Origin of the sequence: Stenotrophomonas sp. Sm10, assembly GCF_030985515.1 — a bacterium.
In the GTDB taxonomy this organism is placed as follows: Bacteria; Pseudomonadota; Gammaproteobacteria; order Xanthomonadales; family Xanthomonadaceae; genus Stenotrophomonas; species Stenotrophomonas hibiscicola.
Genome location: NZ_JAPTFO010000021.1, coordinates 1 through 16,156, shown reverse-complemented (window position 1 = coordinate 16,156; position 16,156 = coordinate 1). Strand labels below are relative to the sequence as shown.

The following is a 16,156-nucleotide window of genomic DNA, read 5'->3' as shown; positions in this document are numbered from 1 at the left end:
GTCGGCTCAGAACTTCGCGCGCAGGTTGAACAGCACGCGGCGCGGTTCGCCCCAATAGCCGGAGTTGAAGAAGCCGACGTTTCGGTAGTAGACCTTGTCAAACAGGTTGGTGACCGTCACGCCCACGCTCAGGTTGTCGTTGATGCGGTAGCGGCCCATCAGATCGAACAGCACGTAGCCGCCCTGGCTCATCCGACCGGTGGCCGTGACCGGCGCACCGCTGGCGGTGAAGCGGCCGGTGGGAATGGGCTGCATCTGGTAGATCTCGCTCTGCACGCTGACACCGCCGCCCAGCGTCCACTGGCCATGGGTCCAGGTGGTATTGAAGCGGGCCAGGTGCATCGGGCTGGTGCTGGCGAAGCGGCTGCCATCGGGGTTGCTGCTGTAGCTGTAGGTGTAGCCGCCGGTCATGCTCCAGTGGTCGTTGATCGAACCGGAGACTTCGAACTCACCGCCCTGGGTGGTAATGCCACGGCTGGCGATGTACGGCGAACTGCCATCGGGCAGCTTGATCTCGCCACCGTTCGGGTCCAGCTCGGCCACGTTGTCCTGCTTCATGTAGAAGCCGTTCAACGCCGCGTACAGGCGGCCGCCGAAGAAGTCGGCCTTCAGGCCGTACTCGTAGTTGCCACCGGTGGTGGGGGCCAGCAGCTGGTTGTTGATGTCGCGCCGCGCGGTGGCCTGGAACACGTCCGAATAGCTGGCAAAGGCGGTGATGGTGCTGCTCAGATCATACAGCACGCCCACGTATGGGGTCAGCTCATGGGCGGTGGTGCGCGCGCTGCGGCTGGTGAAAACGCCGTCGGTGTTGTAGTTGTCGGTGGTGGTGCGGTAATCGGAATAGCGCGCGCCGGCGATGATCTTCAGCGGATCGATCGGGTTCAGGCGCACGGCGGCGTAGTAGCCGGTCTCGGTGGTGTTCACCGTGCTGGACGGAATGCCGTAGTTGTACGTGGTCGGCTTGCCGATGTTGCCGTCCCAGCTGAAGATGCTGGGGAAGGCGGCCACGTTGTACGGGCGCGAGGTGATGCCGGCGCGGATGGTGTCCAGGTCACGGTCGTAGTGGTTGATGCCCACCACCAGCTCGTGCGAACGGCCGAACAGCTGGAACGGACCGGACGCGTACAGGTCGAAGGCATCCTCGCGGGTTTCCGACACCGAATAGGTATCGGCAATGCGCAGGCCCAGACCGGTGACCGGGTCGGCCCAGTTGCCGGTGTTGGAGCCGGCCAGCAGCAGCGAATCGGTATCGGTGGCGCGGTGGTTGTACGCCAGGCGGCCACTCCAGCCGGCGCCGAACTGCTGTTCCAGGGTGGCGAAGTAGTTGGTGCTTTCGCGGTTCCACTCGTTCCAGCGCGCTGCGGCGCTGTAGGAACGCGGCATGTGCGCGCGGCTGCCATCGCGGAAGTACAGCGGCGAGGCGCTCCAGGCGCCGCCATCGGAACCGGTCTTCAGGTAATCGATGCCAGCACGCAGGCGGGTGCTGTCGGTCAGGTCGGCTTCGATCACCCCGTACAGGCTGGGCGACTTGTCATGCTGGAAACGTACCCAGCTTTCCTTGTCGGTGTAGGCGCCGACGAAACGCCCGCGTACGCGGCCACTCTTGCTGAGCGGGCCGGACACGTCCACTTCGGCACGCTTGTAATCCCACGAACCGGCGCTGAGGCTGGTGCTGGCCTGGAAGGTTTCGGTCGGGCGCTTGCGCACCATGTTCACCGTGGCCGACGGGTTACCCGAGCCGGTGACCAGGCCGCTGGCACCGCGCACCACTTCAATGCGCTCGTAGATGGAGGTGTCGCTGAGGATCGAGTTGCCGCCGGCACCGGTGGTGTAGTTCGTGGGAATGCCATCGAACATGAAGTTGTTGATGGCAAAGCCGCGCGCATTGAACAGCGTGCGGTTGCTGTCATACGACTGGATGGTCACGCCGGGCGTCTGCTGCAGCACCTCGGAGATCGTGATGAGGTTGAAATCCTCGATGCGCTGGCGGGTGAACACGGTCAGCGACTGCGGGGTCTCGCGCAGGGTCAGCGGCAGCTTGGTGGCGGTGTTGGTGCCATAGACCTGGTAGCCCTCGGTGCGCTGGGTCACCATCACCCGGTCCAGTTCGGTGGTGGTCGGCGCACTGTCCTGGGCAAATACCGGCGCGGCGGCGCAGGCGAGCGACAAGGCGAGGGCGTTCCGGCGCAGGGCGCCAGAGTGCGTGTGCTTCATGCAATGACCTTTCTAGTTCAGGAACGGGAAGACGGGCGTGGCGCCGGCTTGGCCGGGCTGCGGAAACTGAGCCAGAGCACCATGGCCCCGGCGCCTGCGGCGAGCACGCCACACCAGCCCACGAAGCCCTGGGCAACGCCCCAAGCCGCGATGCTCGGTGCCAGGCTGGCCGCCAGCGCGGCCGCGCCCAGCAGGCGCAGCAGGCGGCGGCGCGGCGCGGCGGGGGCATGACCGGTGACGTCGCGATGGTGGCGTTCCATCGCCAACGCCAGACATACGAAGCCGACGGTCGCCAGCAGCAGGGTGAGCGCGCTCATGCGCTGGCCTCGGCAGCCGGGGCGGCGCGTGCGGCACGTGGCTTGCGTTGCGCCGGCACGAAACGATGCACCTTGCGCGCTGCCCACAACAGGCTGGCGCCGATCAGCAGCAGGCCGATGTCGATGCCGGCCCGGGCGCCATCACCGTTGGCCAGCGCAGTGACCGCGCCCCCCTGCCAGGCCGCCAGGTTGTACAGCGGCAGGCCCAGCGCCAACACGCCGGCCAATGCCAGTTGTTCCACCCAGCCGCGACGGGCCGGACGGAATAGCGCGTGCAGCAGGCAGGCCGCCCACGCGTAGAAGAACACCTTCACTTCGGCATCGCTGCGGTTGGCCAGCTCCACCGGCAGCAGGCGGTTGCCCCACAGGAAGGCCAGCATGGCGACCGGCAGGCCGCTGACGAAGCCGATGTTCAGGCGTTCCACGATGCGGAAACCCAGATGCGGACGCGCGGGGTCGGGCAACTGGGTGCGGCGCTTCACCGTCCACAACACCAGCCCGGTGGCGACCATCAGCGTGCCGGCCACGCCGGACAGGAAGAACAGCCAGCGCATCGTGGTGGGCGCGAAACGTGCCGCGTGGAGTCCGATCATGCCGTCGCGGGTGACCACGGCGGCCGAGCGCGGCGGGGCAGCATCGAGCAGTTCGCCGCGCGCGTCGAAGGTGAGGGTGTCGTTGGCCCCGGCAATCTGGTCGGCCTGCTGGCGGCGCACGGCAATGCGCATCGACGCATCGCCTGGCTGGTCGATCTGCAGCGACGCGGCATGGCCACCGCCCCACTGCAATTCCGCACGGCGCAGGACCTGGGCCAGTGCGGGCGGCGCAGCGGCTACGCCACTGGGTTCGACCTTTTCCGCGCGCGGGAACAGGTCGGCGAAGAACGCATCGCGTCCACCGGGGTAGTTCGCGTCCACCGCCCACGGCATGTACAGCGTCATCAGGGTGATCAGGCCGGTGTAGGTGATCATCAGGTGGAACGGCAGCGACAGCACCGCCAGCGCGTTGTGGCCGTCCAGCCAGGTGCGTTGGCCCTTGCCGCGGCGGAAGGTGAAGAAGTCGGTGAAGATCTTCTTGTGGGTGATGACCCCGCTGATGATCGCCACCAGCATCAGCATGGAACAGGCACTGATGAACCAGCGCGCCCACAACACCGGTACGTAGTGCAGATCGAAATGCAGGCGATAGAAGAAGTTGCCACCGCGTGTCTCGCGCACCTGCACCGGGGTGCCGTTGGCATCCAGGGTGGCTTGGTTGGGATTGCGCTGGCCACGCCGGCGTTCCTTTTCGCCCTTCGCCTGCCAACTGACGGTGGTGGCACTGCTGCGCGAATCGGGCAGTTCGATGCTCCAGCGCTGCGCGTCCGGTGCAGTGCGGGCCAGGAACTGCTGGGCCTGGGTGACGGCGGTCGTGGCCTCGGCGGGCAGGCCGATTTCCGGCTGCATCCAGCGGGTCAGTTCTTCCTTCCAGTACGATGCGGTACCGGCAATGAAAATCAGGAACAGCACCCAGCCGACCACCAGGCCCGACCATGTGTGCAGCACCGATTGCGATTGGCGGATGCCGCCCAGGTTGTCGGCGCTGCTCATGCGTAGTTCCCGCGCAGCAGCCAGGCGATCAGTGCAGCGAGGGCGCCCGCGGCCAGCAGGCCCACAGCGGCACGCAGGGTGCTGCGCGCGGCGTAGGCCCAGATGGCGGCCAGTGCGTAGACCACGAACGCGGCCATGGTCGCCACCAGGGTGGCATCGGCCTTGGCGCCCGGCAGCAGACGCGCCAGTGCGGCGGCCCAGCAGGCAGCCACGGCGTAACCGCCCAGCAGCGCCAGCAGACCGCGCGCCCACAGCAGGCCATGACCGTTACCGCGCGCCACGCGCTTGGCCGGCGCAGCGCCGGCAGCAGAAGGAGAGGTAGGAGCGGCCATCGCCGATGTCAATGAGAACCGTGTGCAATTGCAATTGAATGCTATTTGACACCGGTGACCCTGTCGAGTCCCCCATTCGGGGGGGGCGCCGTTTACAGCTTGCGCACCACGGTAGCGTGCGCCGGCAGTGGCTGTCCGTGGGTGTCCAGCGGTTGCATGTAGGGCACGGTTGAGCCGTTGTCACGCTGGACCAGGGAAGAGTGGGCTTCGCCAGCGCCGAAGCGATGGCGTTCTCCCCACTGGCGCAGCGCGACCAGCAGCGGGAACAGTTCCTGGCCGGCGTGGGTGAGCACGTATTGCTGGTAGGCCGAGCCATCGGAGGCCGGTTGCAGTTGCAGGATGCCGGCCTCGACCAGCCTGCGCAGGCGATCGCTGAGGATGTTGCGCGCCGCGCCGAGGCTGCGCTGGAAGTCGCCGAAGCGGCTGACGCCGTCGAAGGCATCGCGGATCACCAGCAATGCCCAGCGATCACCGAGCAGGTCGGCGCTGCGGGCGACGGGGCAGGGGCTGTCGGCGTGCATGGCAGGTTCCGTAGAAGGTGGTTGCAGTTTAAAACCAACGCCGCTAGCCTGCATCAAGTTTCAAATTGCAACTACATGATGAGCCTCGCCCCGACACCCCGCTCCCTGCTGGTCCTGCTCGCGGTCGCCGCCGGCGCCAGCGTCGCCAACGTCTACTACGCGCAGCCGCTGCTGGACCAGCTCGCGCGCGCCTTCGCGCTGGACCGGGCGGTGGCGGGTGCGGTGGTGTCTGCCACCCAGGCCGGCAGCGTGCTGGCGCTGCTGGGCCTGCTGCCGCTGGCCGATCGTGGTGACCGTCGACGCCTGCTGCGGTTGCAGTTGGTGGCACTGGTGCTGGCGTTGCTGTGGCTTGCCGCGGCACGCACGGCAGTCTGGTTGTTGTCGGGCATGCTGCTGGCCGGTTTGCTGGGCACGGCGCTGACCCAAGGACTGATCGCCTACACAGCCACGCTGGCACCGCCCGAGCAGCGGGGGCGCGTGGTGGGCGCCGTGCAGGGTGGGGTGTTCATCGGGCTGCTGCTGGCGCGTGTGCTGTCCGGCACGGTGGCGGCCATTGCCGGCTGGCAAGCGGTCTATCTGCTTTCGGCAGCGCTGATGGCGGCCTTGGCCGTACTGCTGTGGCGGCGCCTGCCGGCCGTGCCGATACCCGCAGTGCCGCCGCGCTGGCGCGACCTGATCGGCTCGATGCTGGGCATGCTGCGCCGCGATCGAACGCTGCGCGAGCGCGGGCCGCTGGCATTGCTGCTGTTTGCCGGCCTCAATGTGTTCTGGGCGGCGGCACCCTTGCCGCTGTCGGCACCGCCGCTGCACTGGTCGACCGCAGCCATCGGTGCGCTCGGCCTGGCCGGGGTGGCAGGTGCATTGATGGCGTCGCGGGTCGGGCACTGGATGGACCGCGGTTTCGCGCATCGGGTCAGCCTCGGCGCGCTGTTGTTGATGCTGGTCGCGTGGTGGCCGCTGCTGGGCCTGCCGCGTTCGCTGTCCTTGCTTTTGCTGGGTGTGGTCGTGCTCGACCTCGGCGGCCAGGCACTCCATGTCTCGAACCAGGCATTGTTGCTGCGTGCACCGGCAGAACAGCATGGGCGCCTGGTGGCGTTGTACATGTTGTTCTATGCAGTTGGCAGTGGGGCGGGTGCGGCTGCGGGGCCTTGGGTGCAGGCCCGGCATGGCTGGCCAGCAGTGTGCCTGTTGGGCGCCGGCATCGCGCTGCTGGCGCTGCTGTGGTGGGCAGCATGGCGGGTGGTGGCGTTCAACGCATCGGCTGGCGCGCGAACCGGTAGAGTCGACTGTCGGTAGAGTCGACTGTCAGTCGACTGCTCTTCGCCCCGCGTGCGAAAAATCCCGCGCTGCGCGCGACAGTCGACCAGCGGTCGACTCTACCTGTCCTGTCGTCATCGCTGCAGTGCACGCCGCCCCGGGGCTTCCTGCAGGTCCGCGCTGGCCACCACCACGCGGTTGCGGCCGCTGCGCTTGGCCTCGTACATCGCCGCGTCGGCACGTGCCATCAACCGTTCGTAGTCCGGATGACCATCGTGACCGGCCACGCCGATGCTGGCGGTCAGCTCCAGCACCTGGCCATTGGCTAGTGCTACCGGTGATCGTGCGATCTGCCGGCGCAGGCTCTCGGCGATCACCGAGGCCTGTGACTCGCTGGCGGCCACCAGCACCACCACGAATTCTTCGCCGCCATAGCGGAACAGATAGTCGCTGCCCCGCGTGAGTTGGCCGAGCAGGCCGGCCACGTGCTGCAACGCGCGGTCGCCGGCATCGTGGCCGTGGCCGTCGTTGATCGCCTTGAAGTGATCCAGGTCGAGCAGCAGCAGCGAGAACGGCGTGCCGTTGCGCGTGGCCAGCTCGATTTCCCGGCGCAGCACGGTCGGCAGGAACCGGCGGTTGAGCAGGTTGGTCAGTGCATCGCTGCCGGCATCCAGTTCGCCGATGCGCTCGAACAGCAGGGTCATCAGGGTGCGGATGGCGGCCAGATCCTCGCGGATGGCCGGCAGCACCGCCAGCCGCTGCGCCGGGGCATCGTTGCTTGCCTGTTGCAGGTTCCCGTCGATGCGGGCCATCAGCTGGCCGACCTGCTGGGTTTCGCTGCTCTCGCCGAAGCTGGGGATGCCCTTGTGGGTGAACCACAGGCCGAATTCCGAGGTCGCCAGACTGGCGCTTTCGCCGGCCTGCACGTGGCCGGCCAGTGCGTACAGCAGTGCGTTTTCCCAGTCCAGCAGCAGGGCGCGCTGGCGCTCGCGCTCGGTGCTGACGTTCTGCACCAGCGAGAACAACCGGTAGGCCGCATCGGCACGGGTGGATCGTTCGCGCGCATGGGTGTAGGCCAGGGTCATGCCTTCCATGGCGATGTCCATGATCGCGCTGAGGCAGTCGATGGCGGCGAACGCGGTGGCACTGTCGGGTGCGTCGTCGCGCAGGCGCACGAACAGCTCGTGCTTGAGCACGCGCGCGCCGCGGGTGACCAGGTCGACCGGAATGCCGACCCGGGCATGCACATCGCCGATCACCCGTTGCGAGGCCACGGCACTGTCGATCCTGTCGCGATCAGTGGTCAGCAGTTGCACCAGCCAGCGCTGCATGGCCGGCTGCAGGCGCTGCTTGACCTGGTCGTGGGACAGGAAGCGGCGTGCACGCCCGTCCTGCAGCAGCACTTCGTAAAAGCGCTGTGCCAGCACGGCTGGGGCATCGGTGGCAGCGGCCTTGAGCAGCGCGGTGGCGGCAGGGCCAGCCTGTTGCAGGCAGTGCTGCCAGGCTTCGGCCAGCGGCTGGCTGGCATCGTCCAGTTGCGGTGTTTCCACGTCGATCTCTGACTGCGTACGACAAACCACGGGTATCGGCCGTGGCGGCGTGCGGTTGATGGCGGGTAAGCCGGCCAGTTTAAGCGCGATGCAGGGTTGCACGGTGCGCAAAGCACATCGGCGCCACTGCGGCAATGAGTGAACGCATTTGAGAATCACTCGCATTGATGGGAGAATGCGCGCACGGATCGGGCCGCAGGCGACTGCAGCGACGCTCCGCCTCCCCCTCGTCGTTGCCTCAAGCCCTTTGCCAGAGGCCCCGTTGCCCTGCCAGAAGGTCCAGATCATGTCTCCTGCCGTTGTCCTTTCGCCGCGCTCGCTGGCGCTTGCCGTTGCCGCCCTGCTGGCGGGCAGCGCCCTGACCGCCCAGGCCGGAACCGACGCCACCGATATCGACACGGTGCATGTCACCGCCTCGCAGATTGCCCGCCAGGCGTTGGGTACCTCGACCATCACCGCCGAGGACATCGCCAAGCGCCCGCCGGCCAACGACATCGCCGAACTGCTGCGCACCATGCCGGGCGTCAACCTCACCGGCAACAGTGCCTCGGGCCAGTACGGCAACAACCGCCAGATCGACCTGCGTGGCATGGGCCCGGAGAACACCCTGATCCTGGTCGACGGCAAGCGCATCGGTGCGCGTGATGCCGTGCGCATGGGCCGCAGCGGTGAGCGCAATACCCGCGGTGACACCAACTGGGTGCCAGCGGAAATGATCGAGCGCATCGAAGTACTGCGCGGCCCGGCGGCGGCGCGCTATGGCTCCGGTGCGTCCGGCGGCGTGGTCAACATCATCACCAAGCGCCCGACCGGCGACCTGACCGGTGCGGTCGACCTGTATGGCCTGGTGCCCGAGCACAGTGCCGAAGGTGGCAGCGAGCGTGTCGGCCTGCAGCTGAGTGGGCCGATGACCGACACCCTGTCGTTCCGCCTGTACGGCAACCTCAACAAGACCGACGCCGACTCACTGGACCTCAACCGCCAGTACGCCACCAACCCGAACGCAGTGCCGCCAGCTGGCCGCGAGGGCGTCAAGAACCGCGACGTCAACGCGCTGCTGCGCTGGGACGTGACCGCCAACCAGGTGGTGGAGTTCGAAGCCGGCACCAGCCGCCAGGGCAACATCTACGCCGGCGACCGCGCCGTCAGCACCACCGGTACCTCGACCGGCGTCGATCTGGCGGCACTGGCCGAGGGCGAAGCGGAGACCAACCGCATGTACCGCAACACCGGTGCGGTCACCCACCGCGGCCGTTGGGGTGATGTCACTTCGCGGGTGACGGCCGCAGTCGAGGCGGTCAACAACTCGCGCATCAATGAAGGCCTGGCCGGTGGCCCGGAAGGCAGCTTCAACGGCACCGACTGGTCTACCTCGCGCCTGCGCAACTACCAGCTGGATGGCGAAGTGAGCTTCCCGACCGCGCTGGGCGGCGCAGAGAACATCTGGACGCTCGGCTTTGAATACCTGGACAGCCGCCTGACCGATCCGTATTCGATGAGCCAGTCCAGCAGCAGCGGCGGCGGTATTCCAGGGTTGTCGGCCGACCGTGCGCGGGGCAAGGCCGACGCGCAGACCACGGCGGCGTTCGTGGAAGACAACATCTACCTGGGCGAGCGCTGGATCGTTACCCCGGGCCTGCGCTTCGACCACCACAGCCAGTTCGGCAACAACACCAGCCCCAGCCTCAATGCGCAGTTCCGCATCAACAGCGACTGGGTGGTGAAGGGCGGCATTGCCCGCGCGTTCAAGGCGCCGAACCTGTACCAGTCGAATCCGGACTATCTCTACTACACCCGCGGCAACGGCTGCCCCAATGCGCTGCCGAGCCTGGGCGCCGGTTGCTACATGCGCGGCAACGCGGACCTGAAGGCGGAAACCAGCCTGAACAAGGAACTGGGCATCGAGTGGGCACCGCAGAGCGGCTGGCAGGCGTCGTTGACCTACTTCCACAACGATTACAAGGACAAGATCCAGGCCGGATACACCCAGATCGGGCTGACCGCCGACACCAAGGGCCGCATCTTCCGCTGGGAGAACGCGCCGAAGGCGATCGTGCAGGGGCTGGAAGGCAACCTGGTCATTCCGCTGCTGGGCGAGCAGGGCAACCGCCTGAAGTGGAGCAACAACTTCACCTACATGGTGGAAAACGAGAACAAGACCACGCATCAGCCGCTGTCGGTGATTCCGAAGTACACGATCAACACCATGCTGGACTGGCAGGCCACCGACAGGCTGTCCGTGTTGCTGACCGGCACCTTCTACGGCAGGCAGGAACCGGCCACGACCAACATCAACAACGACCCGCGCTGCACCGGCAGCTGTGATGCATCGATCGCGCTGCAGGATCGTGGCGCGTACAACATCTGGGGCGTGAGCGCGCGCTACAAGGTGACCGAGACGGTCAGCTTCGGTTTCGGAGTGAACAATCTGGCCGACAAGCGCTTGTTCCGCGAGGCCAACAGCAGCGATGCCGGGGCGGCGACCTACAACGAGCCGGGCCGCGCATACTGGGCCAGCCTGCGCTTCGGCTTCTGACCGCAGGCGGTCGTCGGTCTGCAGCCCTCGCCGGGCCATGCCCGGAGGGCTCGTGTGGCCTGCAATGTTATAAACATCGTAATAGTCTCCCCCGCCGGCACCGCGTAGCCTGCACCGCATCGCAAAGGAGCTGTTGCCATGGGCCACGACCACGACCACCTGCCATCCCAAATCCGCCACGAGAAACCCCTGTGGTGGGCACTCGGCCTGACCACCACCTTCCTCGTCGTCGAAGTGGTGGGCGCGTTCTGGACCAACAGCCTGGCGCTGCTGTCCGACGCCGCACACATGGCCACCGATGCGCTGGCGCTGATGATCGCGCTGGTCGCGGTGCGGCTGAGCCGGCGCCCGCCGGATGCGCGCCGCACCTACGGCTATGCACGGCTGGAAGCGTTGGGCGCGATGATCAACGGTGCCATGCTGTTCGTGGTCGCCGCCTACATCCTGTGGGAGGCGGTCGGCCGTTTCCGCCAGCCGCAGGAGATCGCCTCCTCCGGCATGCTGGTGATTGCTGCGGCGGGCCTGGTCATCAACCTGATCTCGATGCGCCTGCTGCAGGCGGGCAGCGGCGAGAGCCTCAACGTGAAGGGCGCCTACCTGGAAGTGTGGGCGGACATGCTTGGCTCGGTGGCGGTGATCGCCGGCGCGTTGTTGATCAAGTGGACCGGCTGGAAGCCGATCGACCCGATCCTGGCGGTGCTGATCGGCCTGTGGGTGCTGCCGCGTACCTACGTGCTGATGCGTGAGGCGATCAACGTGCTGCTGGAAGGCGTGCCCAAGGGCATGGATGTGGCCAGGGTGCGCGACAGCCTGGCCGGCCACGCCGCAGTCCTGGACGTGCATGACCTGCACGTGTGGGCGCTGGCTTCAAGCACGCCGGCGCTGACCGCGCACATTGTGATGCGCGACGGCACCGATGCCGATGCGCTGCGCCGTGAACTGGGCGGGCGCCTGCACGATGACTTCGGCATCGAGCACGTGACGCTGCAGATCGAGGCGGACCACTGCGGCGAAGCCTGTGGCGGGCCGGCGCCGGCCAACGGCGGCGGACACAAGGGCCATGAGGGCCACGACCACGGCGAGGACGCGCAGGGCCATCGTGGCCACGTGCATCGTTGAATGAAAATGAAGGCCGCACCGGGGAATGCCCGGTGCGGTCATTCGTCGCGTCGCGAGGCCAGCCGATCCGCCAGCCGGGTCGGTTCCGGCAGCCGGTAACCGCGCAGCGTGCGCTGCACCCAGTCCAGCGCGGTATCGGCACTGACCCGATGGCCACCGGCCACGAACAGCGGCTTGCAGCGCACCTTGCTGCGCAGCACCCAGCCCAGTTGCTCGTCGCCATCCAGCAGCGGTGTATGCGCACCAGCTTCGGCGGCCGGTTCGACGAACCTTCCCACCAGTTTCGATTTCGCCACGCCGATGCTCGGCAGATCGGTGACCACGCCAAGATGCGCGGCGACGCCAAGCCGGCGCGGATGGCTGATGCCGTGGCCATCGACGAACACCAGGTCCGGCGTTCGTGGCAGCAGTGCCAGTGCGGCCAGCAATGCCGGCAGCTCGCGGAAGCTGAGCAGGCCCGGGATATAGGGCATCAGTGTGGGAACCCGCGCGATCTCCTGCGCCACGGGCTGCAGCGTCTTTGCATCCAGCAGTACCGCCGCGGCGCGGGTGATGGCGCCGTTGTCTTCGAAGCCGACATCCATCCCGGCCAGCCAGCGCACGCTGCGTGGCAGGCGGTCCTGGCGCTCCACGCGGCCCGCCAGTTGCAGCTGCTGCGCACGGGCGGCAGCGACGCTGCCTTCCCAGCGCCCGGGATCGATCACCGTATTCATCGGTCACAGCATCGCACGGGCGGCGCCACGGCCCGGTGAGCGGCGGCCGGGCTACAATGGCGGCCTGCCTATCCTCGCGTTGGAGACCCTGCAGTGACCCGTAGACTCGTACTGTTGCGCCATGGCCAGAGCCAGTGGAACCTGGACAACCGCTTCACCGGTTGGGTCGATGTTGACCTGACCGAGCAGGGGCGTCGCGAAGCGGCCGCCGCCGGTCGCCTGATGCGCGAGGAAGGCCTGCAGTTCGACGTTGCGCACACCTCGGTGCTCAAGCGCGCCATCCACACCCTGCAGGGTGCGCTGGCCGAGCTGGAGCAGGACTGGCTGCCGGTGAACAAGTCCTGGCGCCTCAATGAGCGCCACTACGGCGGCCTGCAGGGCCTGGACAAGGCCGAGACCGCGGCCAAGCACGGCGAGGAGCAGGTCAAGGTGTGGCGTCGTTCGTACGACATCCCGCCGCCGCCGATGGAACTGGAAGACCCGGGCCACCCGATCCATGACCGCCGTTACGCCGGTCTGGACCGCAACGCGCTGCCGGGCACCGAGTCGCTGGCCACCACCCTGGATCGCGTGCTGCCGTACTGGCACGACGCCATCGCCCCGCAGCTGAAGGACGGCAAGACCGTGCTGGTCACCGCCCACGGCAACTCGCTGCGCGCGCTGTACAAGTACCTCAACAATGTCTCGCGCGAGGAAATCCTCGAGCTGAACATCCCGACCGGCATCCCGCTGCTGTTCGAACTGAACGATGACCTGACCGTGCAGTCGTTCCGCTACCTGGGCGACCCGGAAGCGGCGCGCAAGGCCGCCGAAGCCGTGGCCAACCAGGGCAAGGCGAAATAAGAAGCAGAAGGCCGGCGCAAGCCGGCCTTCGCTTTTGTAGAGCCGAGCCCACGCTCGGCTGCTTTGGGCTTTTGCCGCACGAAGCATGAACCCGGAACGGAGAGCAGTCGAGCATGGCTCGACTCTACAGAAGGACGCTCTGTGACCTTTGGCCGGTCCCCAACCTCACGCCCCCGGCTACCCTGTGAAATTACCCGCAGGAGAGCCTCATGAACGTCCGCAACCTGGTCCCGCTGGGCCTGACCATCGCCATCGCTGCTTCGCTGGCGGCCTGTGGCAAGAATGACGCCGCACCGGCGGCCAGCGCCGACGCCAAGCCAGCCTTCGACCTGTCGCAGATCAAGACGCCGCTGATTTCGCTCAACAGCGCTGATCTCGATCCGTCCATCTCCGCCTGTACCGACCTCAATGGCTTCGTCAACAGCAAGTGGCTGAAGGCCAACCCGGTGCCGGGCGACCAGACCACCTGGGGCAGCTTCGAGATCCTGCGCGAGCGCTCGCTGGAAGTGCAGCACGCGCTGGTGCAGCAGGCCGCCGCCAGCCAGGCCAAGGCCGGCTCGGTGGAAGCCAAGATCGGTGACATCTGGAAGACCGGCAACGACGAAGCGAAGATCGAAGCTGCCGGCCTGGCGCCGCTGCAGCCGCAGCTGGACAAGATCACCGCGCTTAACGACACCGCCGCCATCACCCGGTACCTGCGCGACAGCCAGGCCGAAGGCAAGGGCGTGCTGTTCTCGCTGTTCGCCAATGCCGACTACAAGGATTCGGCCAACGTCATCGCCTACGTCGGCCAGGGTGGCCTGGGCCTGCCGGAGAAGGGCTACTACTTCGACGATGCGCAGGCCAAGATCCGCGACGCCTACGTGGCCTATATCGCACAGGTGCTGACCCTGTCCGGCGTGGACGCGGCGCAGGCCGCCGAGCAGGCCAAGGCCGTGATGGCCTTCGAAACCCGCTTGGCCAAGGCCTCGATGTCGCGCATCGAAATGCGTGATCCGGCCAAGCGCTACAACCCGCTCAGCGCGGCTGAGGCCGACAGGCTGACCCCGAACTTCAGCTGGACCGCGCTGTTCGACACGCTGAAGGTGCCGGCCGCGCAGAAGTTCTCACTGGCCCAGCCGGGCTTCTTCGGTGAAATGGACAAGATGCTGGCCGACGTGCCGGCCAGCACCTGGCAGGCCTACCTGCGCTTCCACACCATCGACGATGCCGCGCCGTACCTGAGCAGCCAGTTCGAGAAGGCCAACTTCGAGTTCTACGGCACCACCCTGCGTGGCCAGAAGGAAATGCAGCCGCGCTGGAAGCGCGTGCTGGAGTCGGTCAACGGTGGCATGGGCGAAGCCCTGGGCCAGCTGTACGTCGACGCCGTGTTCCCGGCCGAGTCGAAGGTGGCCATGCAGCACCTGGTGGAGAACCTGTCGCAGGCATTGAAGGCGCGGCTGGAGCAGCTGCCGTGGATGGGCGAGGAAACGAAGAAGAAGGCACTGGAAAAGTGGGCCAGCTTCACCCCGAAGATCGGCTACCCGGACAAGTGGCGTGACTGGTCGGGCCTGCAGACCAACGGCGACAGCTACCTGGGCAACATGCAGGCGGCGCGTGCGTTCAACTACCGCTACATGCTGGACAAGATCGGCAAGCCGGTGGACAAGACCGAATGGGGCATGACCCCGCAGACCGTCAACGCGTACTACAACGCCACCAAGAACGAGATCGTGTTCCCGGCAGCGATCCTGCAGGCGCCGTTCTTCGACGCCAAGGCCGATCCGGCGCTGAACTACGGCGGCATCGGTGCGGTCATCGGCCACGAAATGATGCACGGCTACGACGACTCGGGCAGCCAGTTCGCCGCCAACGGCAACTTCGACAACTGGTGGACCGACGCCGACCGCAAGGCCTTCACCGAGCGTACCGACCAGCTGGTCGCGCAGTTCGACGGCTACGAGTCGGTGCCGGGCGTGTTCGTGAAGGGCAAGCTGACCCTGGGCGAGAACATCGGCGACCTGGGCGGCCTGACCGTGGCCTATGACGCGCTGCAGATGGCGCTGAAGGAAGACCCGAAGGCGAATGTCGAGGTCGATGGCCACAGCCAGGACCAGCGCTTCTTCATGAACTGGGCCACGGTGTGGCGCCGCAACTTCACCGATGGTGAGCTGCGCGTCCGCCTGAACACCGATCCGCACGCCCCGGCCAACTTCCGTGCCAACGGTGCGCCGTCGAACATGCCGTCCTATGCCGCTGCATTCCAGTGCAAGGCCGGTGATGCGATGGTGCGTGCCGACGACAAGCGCGTGGTGATCTGGTAATCGATCATCCGTGATGCATGATGCGAAAGGCCCGGCGAATGCCGGGCCTTTTGTCTTTCAGGCCGATAGCGAGGAGCGCGCCGGTAGAGTCGACCGCTGGTCGACTATCGCGCGCAGCGCGGGATTTTCTCGAGCTGAACGAAGAGCAGTCGAAGAGCAGTCGACTAACAGTCGACTCTACCGGCGGGTCGTTTCACCGTCGGGAAGATCTCAGGCCAGCGCAGGTTCCCGCGCCAGCATGCGATGGAAGCGCTGCAGCACGTAGGGGTCCACCAGCCCGCCGGACTGCGCTTCGATGATCCGCAAGGCGGTTTCGTGCTCCATTGCGTCGCGATACGGGCGTACGCTGGTCATCGCATCGTAGGCATCGACGATGGTGACGATGCGCGCGCCCAGGGGAATGGTTTCACCGCGTAGCCCGTCGGGATAGCCGCTCCCATCGAACGCCTCGTGATGGGCACGGATCAGCTGCGCGACCGGCGCGGCGTCACTGCGACCGGTCGCCAGGAAGATGTGTTCGCCGCGCACCGGATGCTCACGCATGATCGCGCGTTCCTCGTCGGTATGGCGGCGCGGGGCCAGCAGCACCTCGTCGGGAATGCCGATTTTGCCGATGTCATGGAAGCGCGCGGCCAGGCCGACCTGTGCACAGGCCTCCTGACCCAGGTCGCAGTGCGCGGCCAGGCACTGGGCGAGCAGGCCGACGCGGTCGCAGTGGTGGCGGGTGTAGGCGTCGCGCATCTGCAGCGACATCGAGAGCGCATCGATCAGGCAGGACTGCGCGTGCAGCAGGTCGGGGGCGGGTACGGCGTCAGGGAGCATGGTCATCCGCCCGCACCGGGTGGGGACCGGTGCGGGGTGTTCG

Annotated in this window: 13 protein-coding genes; 5 read left to right on the top strand and 8 right to left on the bottom strand. The window is 66.9% G+C overall.

The genetic code is table 11. The annotated features are described in order from the left end of the window. Positions 1–6: 6 nt before the first annotated feature. From O0J15_RS08230 to O0J15_RS08210, 5 genes are all read right to left on the bottom strand, one after another. The gene (locus O0J15_RS08230) at positions 7–2,214 is read right to left on the bottom strand and encodes a TonB-dependent siderophore receptor (protein ID WP_065185624.1); all 2,208 of its coding nucleotides are present in this window, start codon (positions 2,212–2,214) and stop codon (positions 7–9) included. A gap of 17 nt (positions 2,215–2,231) precedes the next feature. Further along, positions 2,232–2,531, bottom strand: coding sequence for a DUF3325 domain-containing protein (locus tag O0J15_RS08225; RefSeq protein ID WP_308305473.1), 300 nt, complete (start codon positions 2,529–2,531; stop codon positions 2,232–2,234). Beyond that, positions 2,528–4,117, bottom strand: coding sequence for a PepSY domain-containing protein (locus O0J15_RS08220; RefSeq protein WP_180876028.1), 1,590 nt, complete (start codon positions 4,115–4,117; stop codon positions 2,528–2,530). The genes O0J15_RS08225 and O0J15_RS08220 overlap by 4 nt, the downstream gene beginning before the upstream one ends. Continuing rightward, entirely contained in the window at positions 4,114–4,449 is a 336-nt protein-coding gene (locus O0J15_RS08215) for an iron transporter (protein ID WP_167692757.1), read from the bottom strand. The genes O0J15_RS08220 and O0J15_RS08215 overlap by 4 nt, the downstream gene beginning before the upstream one ends. A 92-nt stretch (positions 4,450–4,541) precedes the next feature. Beyond that, a complete protein-coding gene (locus O0J15_RS08210) occupies positions 4,542–4,970 on the bottom strand; it encodes a helix-turn-helix domain-containing protein (RefSeq protein ID WP_180876026.1) in 429 nt (142 codons plus the stop codon). Between the two features lie 78 nt (positions 4,971–5,048). Here O0J15_RS08210 and O0J15_RS08205 point away from each other — a divergent pair, with 78 nt between their 5' ends. After that, positions 5,049–6,266, top strand: coding sequence for an MFS transporter (locus O0J15_RS08205; protein ID WP_180876023.1), 1,218 nt, complete (start codon positions 5,049–5,051; stop codon positions 6,264–6,266). Positions 6,267–6,361: 95 nt separating this feature from the next. Here the strand turns inward: O0J15_RS08205 and O0J15_RS08200 are convergent, their stop codons facing one another. Continuing rightward, positions 6,362–7,777 (bottom strand): GGDEF domain-containing protein, encoded by a 1,416-nt coding sequence (locus O0J15_RS08200; protein WP_308305472.1) that lies wholly within the window; start codon positions 7,775–7,777, stop codon positions 6,362–6,364. 286 nt (positions 7,778–8,063) lie between these two features. On the opposite strand from O0J15_RS08200, the gene O0J15_RS08195 reads away from it, so the two are divergent. Together O0J15_RS08195 and O0J15_RS08190 are read left to right on the top strand one after the other, a co-directional pair. Next, a complete protein-coding gene (locus O0J15_RS08195) occupies positions 8,064–10,313 on the top strand; it encodes a TonB-dependent siderophore receptor (RefSeq protein WP_308305471.1) in 2,250 nt (749 codons plus the stop codon). A 138-nt stretch (positions 10,314–10,451) separates the two neighbouring features. Further along, positions 10,452–11,432, top strand: a complete 981-nt coding sequence (locus O0J15_RS08190) for a cation diffusion facilitator family transporter (RefSeq protein ID WP_308305470.1) — start codon at positions 10,452–10,454, stop codon at positions 11,430–11,432. A 38-nt stretch (positions 11,433–11,470) separates the two neighbouring features. Here the strand turns inward: O0J15_RS08190 and nfi are convergent, their stop codons facing one another. Beyond that, positions 11,471–12,145, bottom strand: a complete 675-nt coding sequence (nfi, locus tag O0J15_RS08185; RefSeq protein ID WP_308305469.1) for a deoxyribonuclease V — start codon at positions 12,143–12,145, stop codon at positions 11,471–11,473. Between the two features lie 93 nt (positions 12,146–12,238). Between nfi and gpmA the strand changes: the two genes are divergently transcribed. Then, positions 12,239–12,988, top strand: coding sequence for a 2,3-diphosphoglycerate-dependent phosphoglycerate mutase (gpmA, locus tag O0J15_RS08180; RefSeq protein WP_019659181.1), 750 nt, complete (start codon positions 12,239–12,241; stop codon positions 12,986–12,988). Between the two features lie 209 nt (positions 12,989–13,197). Further along, entirely contained in the window at positions 13,198–15,291 is a 2,094-nt protein-coding gene (locus tag O0J15_RS08175) for a M13-type metalloendopeptidase (protein WP_308305468.1), read from the top strand. A gap of 210 nt (positions 15,292–15,501) precedes the next feature. Here the strand turns inward: O0J15_RS08175 and O0J15_RS08170 are convergent, their stop codons facing one another. Beyond that, entirely contained in the window at positions 15,502–16,119 is a 618-nt protein-coding gene (locus O0J15_RS08170; protein WP_058983344.1) for an HD-GYP domain-containing protein, read from the bottom strand. Between the last annotated feature and the right edge of the window lie 37 nt (positions 16,120–16,156).